Annotated in this window: 14 protein-coding genes (1 of these 14 only partly in view); 10 read left to right on the top strand and 4 right to left on the bottom strand. The window is 62.8% G+C overall.

Annotated elements, in window-relative coordinates; all coding sequences use genetic code 11:
* Nucleotides 1–26 precede the first annotated feature (26 nt).
* Nucleotides 27–776 carry a bifunctional 2-polyprenyl-6-hydroxyphenol methylase/3-demethylubiquinol 3-O-methyltransferase UbiG gene (gene ubiG / locus X744_RS166505; RefSeq protein ID WP_023757181.1) on the bottom strand — a complete coding sequence of 250 codons (750 nt, stop codon included), beginning with the start codon at nt 774–776 and terminating at the stop codon, nt 27–29.
* Nucleotides 777–956: 180 nt separating this feature from the next.
* Here ubiG and X744_RS27320 point away from each other — a divergent pair, with 180 nt between their 5' ends.
* A complete protein-coding gene (locus X744_RS27320) occupies nt 957–1,604 on the top strand; it encodes a putative glycolipid-binding domain-containing protein (protein WP_023757180.1) in 648 nt (215 codons plus the stop codon).
* On the opposite strand, the gene X744_RS166510 is transcribed toward X744_RS27320, so the two are convergent.
* Complete coding sequence (locus X744_RS166510) at nt 1,552–3,393, bottom strand: CHASE3 domain-containing protein (protein ID WP_023757179.1); 1,842 nt, start codon at nt 3,391–3,393, stop codon at nt 1,552–1,554. The genes X744_RS27320 and X744_RS166510 overlap by 53 nt on opposite strands.
* Before the next feature lie 258 nt (nt 3,394–3,651).
* Here X744_RS166510 and X744_RS166515 point away from each other — a divergent pair, with 258 nt between their 5' ends.
* The 8 genes from X744_RS166515 (at nt 3,652) to X744_RS166550 (ending at nt 15,454) form a co-directional block, all read left to right on the top strand.
* Nucleotides 3,652–4,905: an aspartate kinase gene (locus tag X744_RS166515; protein WP_023757178.1), complete on the top strand. Its 1,254-nt coding sequence runs from the start codon at nt 3,652–3,654 to the stop codon at nt 4,903–4,905.
* Between the two features lie 83 nt (nt 4,906–4,988).
* Nucleotides 4,989–7,259 (top strand): phosphoenolpyruvate--protein phosphotransferase, encoded by a 2,271-nt coding sequence (ptsP, locus tag X744_RS166520; RefSeq protein WP_023757177.1) that lies wholly within the window; start codon nt 4,989–4,991, stop codon nt 7,257–7,259.
* Nucleotides 7,260–7,269: 10 nt separating this feature from the next.
* The gene (gene prfA, locus X744_RS166525) at nt 7,270–8,349 is read left to right on the top strand and encodes a peptide chain release factor 1 (protein ID WP_023757176.1); all 1,080 of its coding nucleotides are present in this window, start codon (nt 7,270–7,272) and stop codon (nt 8,347–8,349) included.
* Nucleotides 8,342–9,220, top strand: coding sequence for a peptide chain release factor N(5)-glutamine methyltransferase (gene prmC, locus X744_RS166530; RefSeq protein WP_023757175.1), 879 nt, complete (start codon nt 8,342–8,344; stop codon nt 9,218–9,220). Before prfA ends, prmC begins: the two co-directional genes overlap by 8 nt.
* Nucleotides 9,221–9,522: 302 nt before the next feature.
* A complete protein-coding gene (locus X744_RS166535) occupies nt 9,523–10,470 on the top strand; it encodes a DUF4167 domain-containing protein (protein ID WP_023757174.1) in 948 nt (315 codons plus the stop codon).
* Between the two features lie 221 nt (nt 10,471–10,691).
* Nucleotides 10,692–13,298, top strand: coding sequence for an ATP-dependent chaperone ClpB (gene clpB / locus X744_RS166540; protein WP_023757173.1), 2,607 nt, complete (start codon nt 10,692–10,694; stop codon nt 13,296–13,298).
* 119 nt (nt 13,299–13,417) lie between these two features.
* On the top strand, nt 13,418–13,783 hold the full coding sequence (locus X744_RS166545; protein ID WP_023757172.1) for an MmcQ/YjbR family DNA-binding protein: 366 nt from the start codon (nt 13,418–13,420) through the stop codon (nt 13,781–13,783).
* A 150-nt stretch (nt 13,784–13,933) separates the two neighbouring features.
* A complete protein-coding gene (locus X744_RS166550; protein ID WP_023757171.1) occupies nt 13,934–15,454 on the top strand; it encodes a L,D-transpeptidase family protein in 1,521 nt (506 codons plus the stop codon).
* Here X744_RS166550 and X744_RS166555 read toward each other — a convergent pair.
* Nucleotides 15,428–16,060, bottom strand: coding sequence for a TMEM175 family protein (locus tag X744_RS166555; RefSeq protein ID WP_023757170.1), 633 nt, complete (start codon nt 16,058–16,060; stop codon nt 15,428–15,430). The two genes, X744_RS166550 and X744_RS166555, sit on opposite strands and share 27 nt — an antisense overlap.
* A 151-nt stretch (nt 16,061–16,211) precedes the next feature.
* Between X744_RS166555 and X744_RS166560 the strand changes: the two genes are divergently transcribed.
* On the top strand, nt 16,212–17,771 hold the full coding sequence (locus X744_RS166560) for an MFS transporter (protein ID WP_023757169.1): 1,560 nt from the start codon (nt 16,212–16,214) through the stop codon (nt 17,769–17,771).
* A 27-nt stretch (nt 17,772–17,798) separates the two neighbouring features.
* On the opposite strand, the gene X744_RS166565 is transcribed toward X744_RS166560, so the two are convergent.
* Nucleotides 17,799–18,277, bottom strand: the 3' portion of a protein-coding gene (locus tag X744_RS166565; RefSeq protein ID WP_023757168.1) for a M23 family metallopeptidase. It continues 1,486 nt past the right edge of the window; only the last 479 of its 1,965 coding nucleotides appear in the window; its start codon lies off the right edge, out of view; its stop codon occupies nt 17,799–17,801.

Below are 18,277 nucleotides of genomic sequence, written 5' to 3'. Positions count from 1 at the left end.
TATCGGCCGCTCGATTCCGAACAGGGTCAGACCGAGCTTTTTTCCGCCAGCACCATGTAGTTGACGTCCATGTCCTTCGAGCGCGCCCAACGGTCGGCGAGCGGATTGTAGGTGACTCCGGTGCGGTCGATGACGGTGAGGCCAGCGCTGCCAAGTGCCTTCTCAAGCTCTTCCGGGCGCACCAGCTTGCCGAATTGGTGGGTGCCGCGCGGCAACCAGCGCAGCACGTATTCGGCGCCGATGATGGCCAGTCCGAGCGCCTTCAGCGTGCGGTTGATGGTGGCCACGAACATGATGCCGCCCGGCCGGACCATCTCGCCGCATTTGGCGACAAACAGGTCGATGTCGGCGACATGCTCGACCACTTCCATGTTGAGGATGACGTCGAATTTCTCACCGGCGTCCGCAAGGTCCTCGGCAGTCGTGGCGCGATAATCGACGCTGACATTGACCTCGGCCGCGTGCAGCTTGGCCACTTCGATGTTTGTTTCGGAGGCATCCGCGCCAACGACTTCGGCGCCAAGCCGCGCCATCGGCTCGCACAACAGGCCGCCGCCGCAGCCGATGTCGAGGATGCGCAGACCCTCGAAAGGCCTCGCGGCGCGTGGATCACGGCCAAAGCGCGTCGCTATCTGGTCGCGGATATAGGACAGCCGGACCGGATTGAATTTGTGCAGCGGACGGAACTTGCCGTTCGGGTTCCACCATTCGGCGGCTAGGGCGGAAAAGCGTTCCACCTCTCCGGCATCGATCGTCGATCGTCGGGGCTCTGGCATCGATTGGTCTCCTCGAACGCTAGGAAGTCGGGCGTGAGACCGCGAATGTCAAGGCAGCATTTTTCGATGCAGTCGAAGCGACAGGTTCTGTCAGCACATGTCACCTGTCGGGCATCTCGTCGAAACACAATTGGCCCGCCGGGCGAAAAGAGGACAGGGTTGAAGTTCGAGGAGATGACGATGAAAGAGGAAACGGCTTCGATCCTCTGGCGCCGGCTGGACCTGGAGGGCCACGACGCCTGCCTGCTTTCGCCGACCGACGACGGGCACAGCCTCAAGGGGCAGGCCATCTTCATCCAGGACGGCAAGCCATGCTGCCTTGCCTATGAGGTGGATTGCGATGCCGGCTGGCGCACACGGGCGGCGCGGGTCGACGGCTTTCTCGGCACGCGCGAGCTGCATTATGCGATCGAACGCGGTTCGGATGGCCGCTGGATGCTGAACGGCGAAGTCCAGCGGGATGTCGCCGGCCTCGTCGACGTCGACCTCGGGTTCACGCCGGCATCGAACCTTCTGGCGATCCGCCGGTTCGATCTCGGCATCGGCGAGGCGACGCCCGCCCCCGCCGCCTACCTGACCTTTCCGGAGCTCAAGCTGGCGCGCCTCGAACAGAGCTACCGTCGTCTCGATGAGGCTCGCTACGCCTACGCCGCGCCCATGTTCGGCTATGACGAGGTCCTTCAGGTTTCGCCGCGCGGGTTCGTAGTCGATTATCCGGCCTGTGGGCAAGCTCGGCTGCATCAGGCTGAAGCGATCAAGATCATTCCGATGTGGCCTATTTCGTGTCCAGCACGTCGCGCAGTTTCGTCGCCAACTGCTCGATGGTGAAGGGCTTGGCCAGGAAATGCACGTCATGGTCGAGCACGCCATTGTGCACCACGGCGTTCCTGGTGAAGCCGGTGGTGAAGATCACCTTCAGCCGCGGCATGCGCGCGACCGCCTCTTGCGCCAGCTTGCGGCCGTTCATCACCGGCATGACGATATCGGTGAACAGAAGTGCGACGCCGGGGTTTTCCGCCAGCTTCTGCAACGCTTCCTGGCCACTCGCCGCGTCGATGACGGCGTAGCCGAGTTCGCGCAGGGCATCCGTGGTGGAGGCACGCACGCCGGCATCGTCCTCGACGACAAGGATCGTTTCGGTGACCGGCGCGGCGGGATTCTCGCCGCGCCCGCCCGACACGACAGGTCCCTGCGGGTCGAAGAATCGCGGCAAGTATATCTTGACCGTCGTGCCTTCGCCGGGTTCGGAATAGATCTTGACGTGGCCACCCGACTGTTTGACGAACCCGAATACCTGGCTCAGTCCCAGGCCGGTCCCCTTGTTGACCGGCTTGGTGGTGAAAAAGGGCTCGAAGGCCCTGGCTATGATTTCGGGGGCCATGCCCGAACCGGTGTCGCTGACGGCGATCATCACATACTGGCCGGCCTCGACATCGGCATGTGCTGCGGCGTAGTTGTCGTCGAGATGGCTGTTGGCGGTTTCGATGGTCAGCTTGCCGCCATCTCCCATGGCGTCGCGTGCATTGACGGCGAGGTTGAGAATGGCGTTCTCGATCTGGCTCGGGTCGGCATGGATCTTCCACAAGCCGCCCGCCAGCACGGTTTCGATGCGGATGGCTTCGCCGAGTGCCCGCCGGATCAGGTCCGACATTCCGGTCAGCAGACGGTTGGCGTCGACGATCTGCGGCGCCAGTGGCTGCTGACGCGAGAAGGCGAGCAGCCGGGCCGTCAGATTGGCGGCACGGGTCGCTGCGTCGACCGCCGCTTCGATGAATTTTTCGATGTCGTGTTCGCCGCGCGCCAGCTTGCGCTGGGCGAGGTTCATGGCGCTGATGATCACAGCCAGCATGTTGTTGAAATCGTGGGCGATACCGCCCGTCAGCTGGCCGACTGCCTCCATCTTCTGCATCTGGCGTATCTGGGATTCGGCCTTTTCGCGCGTCTGGATCTCATGGCCGAGCGCGATGTTCTTGCGCATCAGTTCTTCCTGGACGACGACCACGTCGTGAAAGCGGCGACGCGATTGCCTGATCGTGTAGGCGGCAAGCAGGAAGATCGCCAGCAGCGCCGCCAGCGAACCGATGCGCAGCCAGGCCTCGACCTGGTCGGTATGGCTGTCGCGCGCAGCGAGGGCGGCGGCGCTGATGCGTCGGATCGCATCCATGCTTGTCCGGATTTCGTCCATGGCGGCCTTGCCCTGGCCGCTGCGGACCAGATCCAGCGCCTTTGTCGCATTGCCTTGGTCATACAGCGCAATCGTCTCGGCCATTTCAGCCTGCTTTTGCGAAAGCGCCTCCTTGATGTGGTTGATTTGCTGGACGACCTGGTCGTCGGGGGCGGTCATGCCTTCGATATGCGCAAGTTGCTCGGGAATTGCGTCGACGGCTTGCCGATAGGGTTCGAGATAGGATTTCTCGCCGGTCAGCAGGTAGCCGCGCTGACCGCCCTCCGCGTCTTGCGCCAGCGAAAGCAGCTCGGAAAGCAATTGCTGATACTCGATTGCTTCGCGCGCGGCGGCGCGATTGGCCCTCTGGCCCTCGACCAGCATGGCACGGCTTCCGACGATCAGCGCCAACACTGCGAAGCCGATGATGAGCGGGAGCGATTGCCACCGCATGGCACGCCGAAGACGAGTAATCATCTGCAATGCTGAACCAAAAGGAGTTCCCCTGGGCCATATTTCGTAAGCGGCGGCGGGGCGGAACGCAATATGCCGTCTTCTTGAAGGCGGCAATCCGCCGCCAGCCTTGCGAAACCTTCATCATTTGGCTAAGGAGGCCGCGCATTCAGCGGCCGGCGTCAGCCGGCCTTCCACTTTTTGGGATTCCCGCCTTTTTTGGCTGGATCCGGCTTCAGTCAAAGGCATTTCGCTTCCATGGCGCGCATCGTGATGAAATTCGGCGGAACCTCCGTCGCCGACATCGCCCGCATCCGCAACGTGGCGCGTCATGTGAAACGCGAGGTCGACGCCGGCCATGAGGTGGCGGTGGTCGTTTCGGCGATGTCCGGCAAGACCAACGAACTGGTCGGCTGGACCCGCGAGGCCTCGCCGATGCACGACGCACGCGAATATGACGCGGTCGTCGCTTCCGGCGAACAGGTCACGGCCGGCCTTCTGGCAATCACCTTGCAGAACATGGGCGTGCATGCACGCTCGTGGCAGGGCTGGCAGATCCCGATCAAGACCGACAATGCGCATGGCGCGGCGCGCATCCTCGACATTGATGGTGCGTTCCTGATCAAACGCTTCGGCGAGGGCCAGGTGGCGGTGATCGCCGGATTCCAGGGCATCGGTCCGGACAATCGCATCTCCACGCTTGGCCGCGGCGGCTCCGACACCAGCGCGGTCGCCATTGCGGCGGCGGTCAAGGCCGATCGTTGCGACATCTACACCGATGTCGACGGGGTCTATACCACCGACCCGCGCATCGAGCCCAAGGCGCGGCGTCTGGCCAAGATATCGTTCGAGGAAATGCTTGAAATGGCCTCGCTCGGTGCCAAGGTTCTGCAGGTGCGTTCGGTCGAGCTTGCCATGGTGCACAGGGTGCGTACCTTCGTGCGGTCGTCCTTCGACGATCCCAATGCGCCCGGAATGGGGGATTTGCTCAATCCGCCCGGAACGCTCATTTGCGACGAGGAAGAGATCGTGGAACAACAGGTCGTCACCGGAATTGCCTATGCCAAGGACGAGGCGCAGATTTCGCTGCGCCGGGTCGGCGACCGGCCGGGCGTTGCCGCCGGCATCTTCGGGCCGCTGGCCGAGGCCAACATCAATGTCGACATGATCGTCCAGAACATATCCGAGGACGGAAAGTCTACCGACATGACATTCACCGTGCCCTCGGGCGATGTCGACAAGGCGCTGGCCGTGCTGGAGCGCCTCAAGGCGTCGATCGGCTACGATGTCGTGCAGTCGGAAGCCGGCATGTCGAAAGTTTCCGTCATCGGTATCGGCATGAGGAGCCATGCCGGCGTCGCCGCCACCGCTTTCAAGGCGCTGGCCGACAAGTCGATCAACATCCGTGCCATCACGACTTCGGAGATCAAGATTTCGATCCTGATCGACGGTCCGTACACCGAACTTGCGGTTCGCACTTTGCATTCCGTCTACGGTCTGGATAAGCAGTAGCGAGAACGATTTGAGTTGTTGCGTGTGCGCCGGTCGCAGTGGAAACTGTGGCGGGCAGAATGCCCATTGGAGAACAAGCCGCGATGCGTGATCAGGCCAGTGGCCCGCGCGTTTTGCTGAAACGGCTCCGCGAGCTCATGCAGGAGCCGCTGGAGCCGCAGGAGCGGCTTGACCGGATCGTGCGCGACATCGCCTCCAATATGGTCGCCGAAGTCTGCTCGCTCTATGTGCTGCGCTCCGATTCGGTGCTCGAACTCTACGCCACCGAGGGTTTGAACCCGAACGCCGTCCATCTGGCGCAGTTGCGATTGGGGCAAGGCCTGGTCGGCACGATCGCGGCCAGCGCGCGGCCGCTCAATCTCTCGAATGCGCAGGAACACCCGGCCTTCGCTTATCTGCCGGAGACCGGGGAAGAGATCTACAATTCCTTCCTCGGCGTGCCGGTGCTGCGGGCAGGGCGCACATTGGGCGTGCTTGTGGTGCAGAACAAGACCATGCGTCACTATCGCGACGATGAGGTCGAGGCGCTGGAAACCACCGCCATGGTGATCGCCGAGATGATCGCCACCGGCGATCTGGCGCGGCTGACCAGGCCCGGTCTCGAACTCGATCTGCGCCGCCCGGTCAGCTTCACCGGCCTGTCCTTCAATGACGGCGTCGGGCTTGGCCATGTCGTGCTGCACGAGCCGCGCATCGTCGTCACCAATCTGTTCAACGAGGACAGCGAGGAAGAGGTCCGCCGGCTCGAAACCTCGCTCGGCTCGCTCAGGCTGTCCATCGACGACATGCTGGAGCGCCGCGATGTTGCCTTCGAGGGCGAGCATCGCCAGGTTCTGGAAGCCTATCGCATGTTCGCCAACGACCGCGGCTGGGTGCGGCGGCTTGAGGAGGCGATCCGCAACGGCCTGACGGCCGAGGCTGCCGTGGAAAAGGTGCAGAGCGACATGCGCGCCCGCATGCTGCACATGACCGATCCGTATCTGCGCGAACGGATGAGCGACTTCGACGACCTCGCCAACCGGCTGCTGCGCCAGCTGATGGGACGTGGGCCGGAGGATGTCGCCGCATCGCTGCCGAAGGACGCCATCATCGTTGCCCGTTCGATGGGGGCCGCCGAACTGCTCGATTATCCCCGGGACAAGATGCGCGGGCTGGTGCTCGAGGACGGTGCCGCGACCAGTCACGTCGTCATCGTCGCGCGTGCCATGGGCATCCCTGTCGCCGGCCAGATGAAGGGCGCCGTTTCCATGGCGGAAAACGGCGACGCCATCATAGTCGATGGCGAAGAGGGCGTGATCCATTTGCGGCCGCAGGCCGATCTCGAAGCCGCCTATGCCGAAAAGGTGCGTTTCCGGGCGCGCCGGCAAGAGGTCTATCGCGAGCTGCGCAAGAAGCCGTCGACGACCAAGGACGGCGTCCAGGTCGACCTGCTGATGAACGCCGGTCTTGCGGTCGACCTGCCGCAGCTCGCCGAGGCGGGTGCGGCCGGTATCGGCCTGTTTCGCACCGAATTGCAATTCATGGTCGCCTCGACATTTCCCCGGGCCGAGGCCCAGGAAAAGCTTTACCGCGACGTGCTTGAGGCAGCGCGCGGCAAGCCGGTTACCTTCCGCACCATCGATATTGGCGGCGACAAGGTGCTGCCCTACTTCAAGGGCTCTATCCAGGAGGAGAATCCGGCGCTCGGCTGGCGGGCGATCCGCCTGACGCTGGATCGGCCGGGCTTGCTGCGCACCCAGATCCGCGCCTTGCTCAAGGCCAGCGGCGGGCGCGAATTGAAGCTGATGCTGCCGATGGTGACCGAACTCGGCGAGATCGCCCAGGCGCGCGAGATCATCGATCGCGAGGTGCGGCATCTGTCGCGTTTTGCCCATCATTTGCCGACCAGCCTCAAGCTGGGCGCCATGCTGGAAGTGCCGTCGCTTTTGTTCCAGCTCGACGAATTGATGAAGGCCGTCGATTTCGTCTCGGTCGGTTCGAACGACCTGTTCCAGTTCGTCATGGCCGTCGACCGCGGCAACACGCAATTGGCCAACCGTTTCGACACGCTGTCGGCGCCGTTCCTGCGGGTGCTCAAGCAGATCGCCGATGCCGGCGTCCGCAACCACACGCCGGTGACCCTGTGCGGCGAACTCGCCGGAAAACCTATCTCGGCGATGGCGTTGATCGGCCTCGGCTTCCGCTCCATCTCGATGTCGCCGGCCTCGATCGGCCCGGTCAAGGCGATGCTGACGGAACTGCCGCTGGATGAGCTGGAGGCGTTCTTCGACGACAATCTGATGGCGCCGGCGCAGGGGTTGCCGATGCGGGCGCTGCTGCAGGCCTTTGCCGACGACCGTTCGATTCCATTGTAGCAGCCTCATCATGGTCAACCTGCCCCGCGATCGTATGGATCAAGTCGTCAAGCGTTTCGAGATGCTCGAAGCGCAGATGTCGGCTGGCCCGGCGCCGGATGCCTATGTACGGATGGCGTCCGAATATGCCGACATCCAGGACATGGTGGCCAAGGTCAGGGCACTGCGCTTGGCCGAGCATGAGCAGGCCGACCTCAAAGCCATGCTTGCCGACAAGGGCACCGATGCCGAGATGCGGGCGCTTGCCGAGGCCGACCTGCCGGAGGTCGAGGAACGCATCGAGGCGCTGCAGAGGGACATCCAGATCCTGCTGTTGCCCAAGGATGCCGCCGACGACAAGAACGCCATTCTCGAAATTCGTGCCGGAACCGGCGGCGATGAGGCCGCCCTTTTCGCCGGCGATCTGTTTCGCATGTATGAGCGCTACGCTGCCGAACGTGGCTGGCGTTTCGAGACGGCTTCGGCCAGTGAAGGCGATGCCGGCGGCTACAAGGAAATCATCGCCACGGTGTCGGGCAAGGGCGTCTTTGCGCATCTGAAATTCGAATCCGGCGTGCACCGCGTGCAGCGCGTGCCGGCGACCGAGGCGAGCGGGCGCATCCACACGTCGGCGGCAACCGTCGCAGTGCTGCCGGAAGCCGAAGAGGTCGACATCGACATCAGGGCCGAAGACATCCGCATCGACACGATGCGCGCCTCGGGTTCAGGCGGCCAGCACGTCAACACCACCGATTCGGCCGTTCGCATCACCCATTTGCCAACCGGCATCATGGTGGTGCAGGCGGAGAAGTCGCAGCATCAGAATCGGGCGAAGGCCATGCAGATCCTGCGCGCCCGGCTCTATGACCTGGAGCGCGGCAAGGCCGACGAGGAGCGTTCCGAATCGCGCAAGTCGCAGGTCGGTTCCGGCGACCGCTCTGAACGCATCCGCACCTATAATTTCCCGCAAGGCCGCGTCACCGACCACCGCATCAACCTGACGCTCTACAAGCTCGACCGGGTAATGATGGGCGAACTCGACGAGATCATCAACGCGCTGATCGCCGATCACCAGTCGAAGCTGCTTGCCGACATCGGCATCGATGGCTGATCAACTGCCCGAGACGCTCGGGCCGCTGCTGCGGGAAGCGCAGGCTCGGCTTGCCGCTGCCGCTTCCAATGATCCGGCGCTCGATGCGCGGCTGATCGTCGAGCATTTTTCCGGCACCACGCGTACGCAAGCCATCGCGGACCCCGAACGCAAGGTCGACGCCGATATTGTTGTCGAAATCGACGCCGCCTTGCGGCGCCGCGCCGGCGGTGAGCCGGTGCACCGCACCCTTGGCTATCGTGAATTCTACGGTTTGCGCCTGTCGCTGTCGCCGGAAACGCTGGAGCCGCGGCCGGATACCGAAACGCTGGTCGAGGCGGTGTTGCCCTTCGTCAAGGCAATCGCGGCGCGGGAGGGCGTATGCCGGATCCTCGATCTTGGCACCGGCACCGGCGCCATTGCGCTGGCGCTGCTCAGCGCCGTGCCGACAGCTACGGCCACCGGTGTCGATCTGTCCGCGGGCGCGTTGGCGACGGCGACCCGCAATGCCGGGCAGTTGGGCCTTGCAAGGCGGTTCACAGCGCTCCAGTCGGACTGGTTTGAAAAAGTTTCGGGCCGGTACCATGTAATTGCCGCAAACCCTCCCTATATACCCTCTGAAGACATAGGAAATCTGCAGGACGAAGTCCGCAATTTCGACCCGCGCTTGGCCTTGGATGGCGGCGCGGATGGTCTGAACCCCTATAGGATCATCGCCGCGGAGGCGGCGAGGTTTTTGGAAACTGAAGGCAGGATTGCGGTCGAGATCGGCCACACGCAGCACGATCAAGTCTCGAAGACATTCACAGTTGCCGGCTACGTGCCGGGTGGTGCTTTTCGGGATCTTGGCGGAAACGACAGGGTTCTTGTCTTTGAAAGGATAAAGCCTTGATGCAGTGCAAAAAAGCGCTTGGCAATGCCGGGGAATGCGGCTAGGGTCGCCTTAACCGGATGAGACGAAGCAGGCAGTGCTCTTAGCGATTCGGTTTTCCTTGGAAATAGCTGCCTTCTTGCGCAAACGATGCCCAAGCTTCGTGCGGGAATCGTCCGGCAAGTGATGTAACCGGAACAGGATGGCACGTGGCGCCAACGCAATTGATGCGGGCGAACGCCGGTGAAGAGACGAAGCGGCTGGCTGCATGAGCGCCTCCGTTCGTGAAGAGTTTTCGAAAATTTCAAGATGAAGAGAGTTTGATGAGGCCACAACAGCAGAACAGGCGCATGCGCGGTCGCAACAACAATGGCGGCGGCAGCAACAATAACAACAATAACAACAACAACCGCAAGGGGCCGAACCCCCTGACGCGCAACTACGAGAGCAATGGCCCGGACGTCAAGATCCGCGGTTCGGCTCAGCAGATCGCCGAAAAATACGCCACCCTTGCCCGCGACGCGCAAAGCTCCGGCGATCGGGTCATGGCGGAGAATTATCTCCAGCACGCCGAACATTACAATCGCATCATCGCGGCCGCGCAGGCGCAGATGCCGATCCAGAACACGCAGCAGAATCGCGATGATTTCGACGATGACGGCGACGAGGATCGCGACGATTTCGACAATGCCAGCAACAACAGCAATACCGTTTCCGATGCCCAAGTGCCGGTGATCAACCATGGCGCCGGCCCGCAGCCGGTCATCGAAGGCATGCCGGCCGAGGTTGCGCTCAACCGGGAAGGTGGCCGCGACAATCGTGATAATAGCGGGCGTGACAATAGCGGGCGCGACAATAGCGGGCGCAACAGTGGTGGCCGCGACAACAGTGGCGCACGCCATCGCGATCGTCGCCCCAATGGCGGTTACGGCCAGCGGGATTATTCATCGTCCGCCGAGCAAGGTGGTCAGCCCCGGAGCAACGAGGCTCCGGTTCAGGCCGAAACCGCTTCGCCGACCGAGTCCGTTGCGGCGGCCGAACCCGCTCCGTTGTTCGAGAACCTTTCGCCGGCGGATCTTGCCGCCCGGGCCGAGCTCAATGAGGCGGCCGCCGAAAGCGGTGCTGCCCGTCGCCCGAGGCGTCCGCGCCGTCCGCGCGTCAACGCCAATCAGGTCGATGGCGGTGGCGACAGAGCCGAAGGTGGCGAGGTGACTGCGGCCCCGGCCGACAGCGGCAACGCTGAACCGGCCATTGTCGACATCGACAACTGATCGAACGACATTTCAATACATTGAGCGGCGGGGATAAATCTCCGCCGTTTTTGTTTTGTGCCGCGATGGAATATTATGCATTGACCGACATCAAGGCGTCTTGAGACAGCATGGCCTATGCACCATATCTCGGCTGAACAGGATCCGGCTCGAATGGGCGGATTCGTCACCGCAATCTGATCCGGTGCCGCAAAGCGGGCCGGTGATGGAAGGAGACAGATATGAACCTTGAGAAATACTCCGAGCGCGTGCGCGGCTTCATCCAGTCCGCGCAGACCATGGCGCTCTCCCGCAACCACCAGCAGTTCACGCCTGAACACATCCTGAAGGTGCTCGTCGACGATGACGAGGGCCTGGCCGCATCACTGATCGAGCGCGCCGGCGGTAATGCCCGCGACGTCAAGCTTGGCGTCGAGACGGCGCTCGAGGCGATGCCCAAGGTCGAGGGCGGCAATGGCCAGCTCTATCTGGCGCAGCCGCTGGCAAAAGTGTTCTCGACCGCCGAGGAACTGGCCAAGAAGGCCGGCGACAGTTTTGTCACCGTCGAGCGGCTGCTGCAGGCGCTCGCCATGGAGAAATCGGCCAAGACCGCCGACATCCTTTCCAAGGCCGGCGTCACCGCGCAGGCACTCAACCAGGTCATCAACGACGTCCGCAAGGGCCGCACCGCCGATTCAGCGAGTGCCGAACAGGGCTACGACGCGCTGAAGAAATATGCGCGCGACCTGACCGCGGATGGGCGTGCCGGCAAGCTCGATCCGGTGATTGGCCGTGACGACGAGATCCGACGCACCATCCAGGTGCTGTCGCGCCGCACCAAGAACAATCCGGTGCTGATCGGTGAACCGGGCGTCGGCAAGACAGCGATCGCCGAAGGCCTGGCGCTGCGCATCGTCAATGGCGACGTGCCGGAATCGCTGAAGGACAAGCAATTGATGGCGCTCGACATGGGCGCGCTGATTGCCGGCGCCAAATACCGCGGCGAGTTCGAGGAGCGGCTGAAGGCCGTGCTCTCCGAAGTCACCTCGGCCAGCGGCAACATCATCCTGTTCATCGACGAGATGCATACGCTGGTCGGCGCCGGAAAGGCGGATGGCGCCATGGATGCGTCGAACTTGTTGAAGCCCGCGCTTGCGCGCGGTGAACTGCACTGTGTCGGCGCCACCACGCTCGACGAGTACCGCAAGCATGTCGAGAAAGATGCAGCCCTTGCCCGCCGCTTCCAGCCGGTGTTCGTCGATGAGCCGACGGTGGAAGACACCGTTTCAATCCTGCGCGGCCTGAAGGAAAAATACGAGCAGCACCACAAGGTGCGTATCTCGGATTCGGCGCTGGTGGCGGCGGCGACGCTGTCCAACCGCTACATCGCCGACCGCTTCCTGCCGGACAAGGCGATTGACCTCGTCGACGAAGCCGCATCGCGGCTGCGCATGCAGGTCGATTCCAAGCCCGAAGCACTGGACGAGATCGATCGCCGCATCATGCAGCTCAAGATCGAGCGCGAAGCGCTGAAGGTCGAGACGGACGATGCCTCAAAGGACCGGCTCGCCCGCCTGGAAAAGGAACTCGTCGGCCTCGAAGAGGAATCGACCGAGATCACCGCCAAATGGCAGGCCGAGAAGCAGAAGCTCGGGCTCGCCGCTGACCTCAAGAAGCAGCTCGACGAGGCGCGCAACGACCTTGCCATTGCCCAGCGCAAGGGTGAGTTCCAGCGCGCCGGCGAGCTGGCCTATGGCAAGATCCCGGAACTGGAAAAGAAGCTGAAGCAGGCCGAGGCCCAGGACGGCAAGGTCGGCATGGTCGAAGAGGTGGTCACCCCCGACCACGTCGCCCATATCGTCTCGCGCTGGACCGGCATTCCAGTCGACAAGATGCTGCAGGGCGAGCGCGACAAGCTGCTGCGCATGGAAGACGAGATCGGCAAGCGCGTCGTCGGCCAGGGCGAAGCGGTGCAGTCCGTCTCGAAGGCCGTGCGTCGGGCGCGTGCGGGCCTGCAGGATCCGAACCGGCCGATCGGCTCGTTCATGTTCCTCGGACCGACGGGTGTCGGCAAGACCGAACTGACCAAGGCGCTGGCTAACTTCCTGTTCGACGACGAAAGCGCGATGGTGCGGATCGACATGTCGGAGTTCATGGAGAAGCACTCGGTTGCCCGGCTGATCGGCGCGCCTCCCGGCTATGTCGGCTATGAGGAAGGTGGCGCGCTGACCGAAGCGGTGCGGCGGCGGCCCTATCAGGTCGTGCTGTTCGACGAGATTGAAAAGGCACATCCCGATGTCTTCAACGTGCTGTTGCAGGTGCTCGACGACGGCCGCCTGACCGATGGCCAGGGCCGTACCGTCGACTTCCGCAACACGCTGATCATCATGACCTCGAACCTCGGTGCTGAATATCTCGTCAATCTCGGCGAGGACCAGGATGTCGATGTGGTTCGCGACGAGGTGATGAATGTCGTCAGGGCATCGTTCCGGCCGGAGTTCCTCAACCGCGTCGACGAGGTGATCCTGTTCCACCGGCTGCGCCGGCAGGATATGGGCCGCATCGTCGAGATCCAGCTCAAGCGGCTGGAGAGCCTGCTTGTCGACCGCAAGATCACGCTGTCGCTGGATCAGGAGGCGATCGACTGGCTGGCAGCCAAGGGTTACGACCCGGCCTATGGCGCGCGGCCGCTGAAGCGCGTGATGCAGAAGGAGTTGCAGGATCCTCTGGCGGAGAAGGTCCTGCTTGGCGACATCCTCGACGGCTCGACCGTCAAGGTGACAGCCGGTTCCGACCGGCTGAACTTCCGCTCGAAGCCGACGATCGTCGCGGCGGAAGCGGCAGCCTAATCCAACGCCGCGCGTCCATTCTGGACGCGCGGCGTCTTAGGTCTTTGACATATGCATGTCATTCTCCCAAAACTGGCGCCACTTTTGGGCGACATACACCTAAAAACCTGAGAGCACTGATGACGCTGGACGACTATAACGACTTCTGCGCTTCATTGCCGTCGACGACCCATGTCGTCCAGTGGGGCGGTGCCCATGTCTGGAAGGTCGGAGCCAAGGTCTTTGCGATCGGCGGCTGGGGCCAGGGTGGCCAACTCTTCGTGACCTTCAAATGCTCCGATATCGCCTATGATGTGCTCAAGGAGCAGCCGGGTCTGCGGCCCGCGCCCTATCTTGCGTCGCGCGGCATGACATGGATCCAGCGTCAGACAAGCCACAGCATGGATGATAGTGCGCTGAAGGACTATCTGCGCGAGAGCTATCGTCTTGTCGCCCTGAAGCTGACCAAGCAGGCGCGCAAGGAATTGGGTCTTGCCGCAAGCTAGATAATATTCGCCGATGCGCCGGAAACCGCCATCTTCATGCCCGGTTCATATTGGAACCATATGGTGATTGACTTGTTTGCTGGCGAAGGGGTTCGCCTTACAGGGACACTGCCGGGCGGCGGCAATTACGGACCGGAGAGCTTCGCCACCATGCTGCGCACGATCTTCACCCTCTCGGCACTTGCCGGCGGGTTCTTGTCTGCCAATGCCGTCGCTGCCCCGACGCAGGACAGCGCACCACCGATTGTCCGCGCCATCAACGACGGTGCCATCCTGCTCGCACAGGACGGCAATCTGGACATCTACTATGACGCCAGGGGCAATCGCGTCATCGTTGACGCCGAAACCGGCAAGGTCATCGCCATTCAGCCGCCGAAGTCGCGACTCGATCGCCGCGCGCTGCGTCGCGAGACACGGTTGCGAGAACTGGGCCGCGTCCCCGATGACAATGATCGCTATTATCTCGACAATCCGGAAGATATGGCGCGGTTCCGTCGCAAGCAACTGGAAGAGGAGGGCCGGGTCATCCCGCCGCCGGCCGACGAATACGATCCTAACGGTGACAATTCCGTGGAAGTCTATCCGCCGGCACCGCAGGACGATGGCAGCTACGACAACAATTTTCCCGATGCACCCCAGCCGGCAGAGCCGCAAATCATAACGCGTCAGCCATTGGACGAGGCCTCGATAGACCCTGGTCAGCCTGCGGCACCGACCGAACAGACCATGCCCGGGGATCAGGCGGCACTGCCGCCGAAGATCGGCGGCAAGACCGTCGAGCCGTCGCTTTCGCTGGGAGCGCGCGAGGACGTCGCAGCGCTGCAGGTGCTGCTCGACCGGGGTGGCGCTTCGCCTGGCGTCATCGACGGGCGATTCGGTTCGAATGTCGACAAGGCACTCGCCGCCTACAACCAGATCACCGGAAGCAATCTGCGATCGACCGATGCTGTCGGCATCCAGTCAGCGCTGGCGCAATCCGGCGGCGACGCTTTCGCCAACTACACGATCACGCCGGAGGATGCGGCCGGCCCGTATGTCGCCTCGATCCCGGAAGACTACAGCCAAAAGGCGCAGCTCGATCGCATGGGCTATACGTCTGTGACCGAAGCGCTGGCGGAGCGCTTCCACATGGACGAGAACTATCTCAAGGCGCTCAACCCGGACGTCAACTTCAATCGCCCCGGCACGATCATCAAAGTCGCCAATTTCGGCAGGTTGGTCTCGACGCCGGTGGCCCGCATCGTCGCCGACAAGGACAAGAAAGAGGTTTTCGCCTATGATGCCGGCGGCAAGCTGGTGGCAGCCTATCCCGCCACCATTGGCTCGTCGGATACGCCGTCACCGTCCGGCACGCATGCGGTATCGCGCGTCGCGCTCGATCCGAACTACACGTACAACCCCAGCATCAATTTCAAGCAGGGTCAAAACAACAAGATCCTGACCATTCCGCCAGGCCCGAACGGTCCTGTCGGCTCGGTTTGGATCGCGCTGGACAAGCCGACCTACGGCATTCATGGCACACCCGACCCCTCCAAGATCGGCAAGACTGAAAGCCATGGCTGCGTGCGCCTGACCAACTGGGATGCGCGTGAGCTGGCCAAGCTGGTTTCGCCGGGTGTGACGGTTGAGTTTGTCGGCGGACCTTCAGCCGATGACTTTGCGCAGCAGTGAACTCCGAAGTGCGGCGGCATAGATCAGCTGCACGACCAGGATGAAGCCGATGCCGAGCAAGGCATTGACGAATGACAATGCGGCGCCGATCGCCCACAGGATTTGCGCCTTGACGATGCGCAGATAAACCGTGCGTTTCGTTTCCGCGTCGACGCCCTCTGCCAGGAAGCCGTTCTTCTCCGCATAGCGCCAGCTCGCGAACAGGGTGACGCCGAGCATCAGCAGATTGAGCCAGTAGACCAGCACGGCGATTCTGAACTCGAGGAAGTCAGCCAGAAGGTCGGTCGAGAACGGCAACAAGGCGATGAAGGCGAGAAAGCAGAGGTTCAACGTCGCAAGCCGTCGGTCGGATCTGGCGATCAGGCCATGCTGTGCCTGCTGGCCGAACCAGAAGATGGTCAGCGTCAGGAAACTCAAGGCGTAAGTCAGGAAGCGTGGCGCCAGTGCTACGATCGCGGCAAGCAGTTCGCCTTCTGAATGGATCGCCTCGCGTGCCGGCACCCTGATTTCGAGGACAATCAAGGTGAGCGCGATCGCGAACACCCCGTCAGTGATGCCGACGATGCGGCCACGTCCCTCCGCCGATGCTTCAAGTGGCCGCTTCATCGATTTCTCCCCGTTGCAATTTGCAGGAAACCTAACATGGCTGCCGCCGTTTGCGTCAGAGCAGGCGCAATCCCGGCAATGTGGCTGGTTTCAACGACAGCAAGCCGCTGGCCGGTTGTTGCCATTACACCCGAAGTCTAAGCAAGGTTCCATGCATTCACCAAGTGCCGCCGCCGCCGTCCCCCTGACCAGTCCGGTCACGAATGGAACCTTCTGCCCGCAAGCGCAGCGGCGATTTGTGCTGATCGCGGCAATCCTGGCCTCGGCGCTCGGCTTCATCGACGGTTCGATCCTTGCCATCGCCATGCCGGCGATCCGCGTCAACCTCGGCGCCAGCCTGGCGCAAGCGCAGTGGATTTCCAACGCCTATGCGTTGACGCTGTCGGCGCTGATCCTTGCCGGGGGTGCCGCCGGTGACCGATTCGGGCTGCGCCGCGCCTTCGTGGCGGGCATTGCGCTGTTCATTGCCGCTTCGCTTGCCTGTGCGCTGGCGCCGAATGCAATTGTGCTGATCGCATTTCGCGCCGTGCAGGGCATTGGTGCTGCGATCATGGTGCCGGGCAGTCTCGCCATCATCGCCAAGGCCTACCCGAAGAAGGAACGCGGCCGCGCCATCGGAGTCTGGGCTGCGGCCTCGGCACTGACCACGGCACTTGGCCCGGTGTTCGGCGGCTTCGTACTGTCGGCTTTCGGCGACGGCATCTGGCGGGCGATCTTCGCCATCAACCTGCCGCTCGGCTTGATCTCGATCTATCTCCTGCTGGCCAAGGTTCCAGCCGATACGCCGACGGAGAAACGCAGCCTGGACCTCGCCGGCGCCGCGCTCGCGACATTGGCGTTCGGCGCGCTCGCCTATGGGCTGACCTCGATGAGCGCCAGCGACGAGAGCCACATGTCGGGGCCGAGCATTGCAGCCGGCGCCGTATTGCTTGTCGTTTTCATCTTTTTCGAACTTCGACAGCGCGAGCCGATGATCGATCTGTCGCTGTTTCGCGTCGGCGCCTTCGCCGGCGCCAATGTGGCGACGTTTTTCCTCTATTTCGCGCTGTCGGCCAATCTTTTCTATCTGCCGATGTTGCTGATAGCCGGCTGGGGCCTGAGTACGGCCGAGGTCGGCTTCATCTTCTTGCCGCTGTCGGCATTGATCGCACTCCTGTCGGGACCGGTCGGCCAGCTGTCGGACCGGATCGGCCCGCGTTTTCCGATCGCCTGCGGCAGCCTCGTCGTGGCTTTCGCCTTCGCCGGACTTGCCTTGCTCGCCCATGCCGGCATTCATAATTTCTGGACGGGGACATTTCCGCTGATGGCGCTGATGGGGCTCGGCATGGCGCTGGTCGTATCGCCATTGTCGACAGCGATCATGACGGCGGTTGAAGACAAGGATACGGGTGCGGCCTCCGGCATCAACAATGCCGTCTCGCGCATCGGCGGTCTGATCGCGGTGGCGGCGATGGGCTCGCTTGCCGCTTGGGTCTACGCGCACGCGCTGGATGGCAATGCAACGCCCGGCGTGCCTGGCTTTGGCGAGCCGGCGACGGTTGGCCTTGCGCCCGCCGTCGATGCGGCAAGGCTCGCCGCGAGCGACGCCGCGTTTGCCGCCGTCTCTGCGGTGACGGCGCTGCTTTGCCTGCTTTCGGCTGTCATCGCCTGGACGACCATTTCCGGGCAACCGCTGCCATGGCCGCGGGGTTCAGAAAATCCGCAAGGCTGAGAAATTCAGCAAGGTTGGACCGACGGATCAACCGTCGATCTTGGCACTCGCAACCTTCAGCGAATCACTGTCTTCCTGCTTCAGCAGATCGTCGATGCGCTCGCGCTCGCGCTTGAAGGCGACGAGGTCGTCGCCCTTCAGCACCTTGCCGACCGGCAGCCGGACGCGCATCGAATCAACTTTGGTGCCGTTGACGATCAGCTCGTAGTGGAGGTGCGGACCGGTGGAGAGACCGGTCTGGCCGAGATAACCAATGATCTGGCCCTGGCGCACGCGCACGCCGGGTTCGATGCCTTTGGCAAAGGCGCTCTGGTGATTGTATGACGTCTCGTAGCCATTGGCATGGCGCAGGATGATCTGCTTGCCATAGCCGCCGGCCCAGCCCGCCTTCTCGACGACACCATTGCCAGCGGCGATGATCGGCGATCCGATGGGAGCGGCCCAATCGGTGCCGGTGTGCATGCGGACATAGCCGAGGATCGGATGTTTGCGGGCACCAAACCCGG

Source organism: Mesorhizobium sp. LNHC252B00 (assembly GCF_000502955.1).
In the GTDB taxonomy this organism is placed as follows: domain Bacteria; phylum Pseudomonadota; class Alphaproteobacteria; order Rhizobiales; family Rhizobiaceae; genus Mesorhizobium.
Note: the sequence above shows the minus strand (reverse complement) of the source record. Positions and strands in the feature narration are given on the sequence as shown.

What these genes read in the sequence shown, in the direction of transcription:
- ubiG (WP_023757181.1), bottom strand. Translation starts at nt 776, where the DNA reads ATGCCAGAGCCCCGACGATCGACGATCGATGCCGGAGAGGTGGAACGC.
- X744_RS27320 (WP_023757180.1), top strand. Translation starts at nt 957, where the DNA reads ATGAAAGAGGAAACGGCTTCGATCCTCTGGCGCCGGCTGGACCTGGAG.
- X744_RS166510 (WP_023757179.1), bottom strand. Translation starts at nt 3,393, where the DNA reads ATGCGGTGGCAATCGCTCCCGCTCATCATCGGCTTCGCAGTGTTGGCG.
- X744_RS166515 (WP_023757178.1), top strand. Translation starts at nt 3,652, where the DNA reads ATGGCGCGCATCGTGATGAAATTCGGCGGAACCTCCGTCGCCGACATC.
- ptsP (WP_023757177.1), top strand. Translation starts at nt 4,989, where the DNA reads ATGCGTGATCAGGCCAGTGGCCCGCGCGTTTTGCTGAAACGGCTCCGC.
- prfA (WP_023757176.1), top strand. Translation starts at nt 7,270, where the DNA reads ATGGTCAACCTGCCCCGCGATCGTATGGATCAAGTCGTCAAGCGTTTC.
- prmC (WP_023757175.1), top strand. Translation starts at nt 8,342, where the DNA reads ATGGCTGATCAACTGCCCGAGACGCTCGGGCCGCTGCTGCGGGAAGCG.
- X744_RS166535 (WP_023757174.1), top strand. Translation starts at nt 9,523, where the DNA reads ATGAGGCCACAACAGCAGAACAGGCGCATGCGCGGTCGCAACAACAAT.
- clpB (WP_023757173.1), top strand. Translation starts at nt 10,692, where the DNA reads ATGAACCTTGAGAAATACTCCGAGCGCGTGCGCGGCTTCATCCAGTCC.
- X744_RS166545 (WP_023757172.1), top strand. Translation starts at nt 13,418, where the DNA reads ATGACGCTGGACGACTATAACGACTTCTGCGCTTCATTGCCGTCGACG.
- X744_RS166550 (WP_023757171.1), top strand. Translation starts at nt 13,934, where the DNA reads ATGCTGCGCACGATCTTCACCCTCTCGGCACTTGCCGGCGGGTTCTTG.
- X744_RS166555 (WP_023757170.1), bottom strand. Translation starts at nt 16,060, where the DNA reads ATGAAGCGGCCACTTGAAGCATCGGCGGAGGGACGTGGCCGCATCGTC.
- X744_RS166560 (WP_023757169.1), top strand. Translation starts at nt 16,212, where the DNA reads ATGCATTCACCAAGTGCCGCCGCCGCCGTCCCCCTGACCAGTCCGGTC.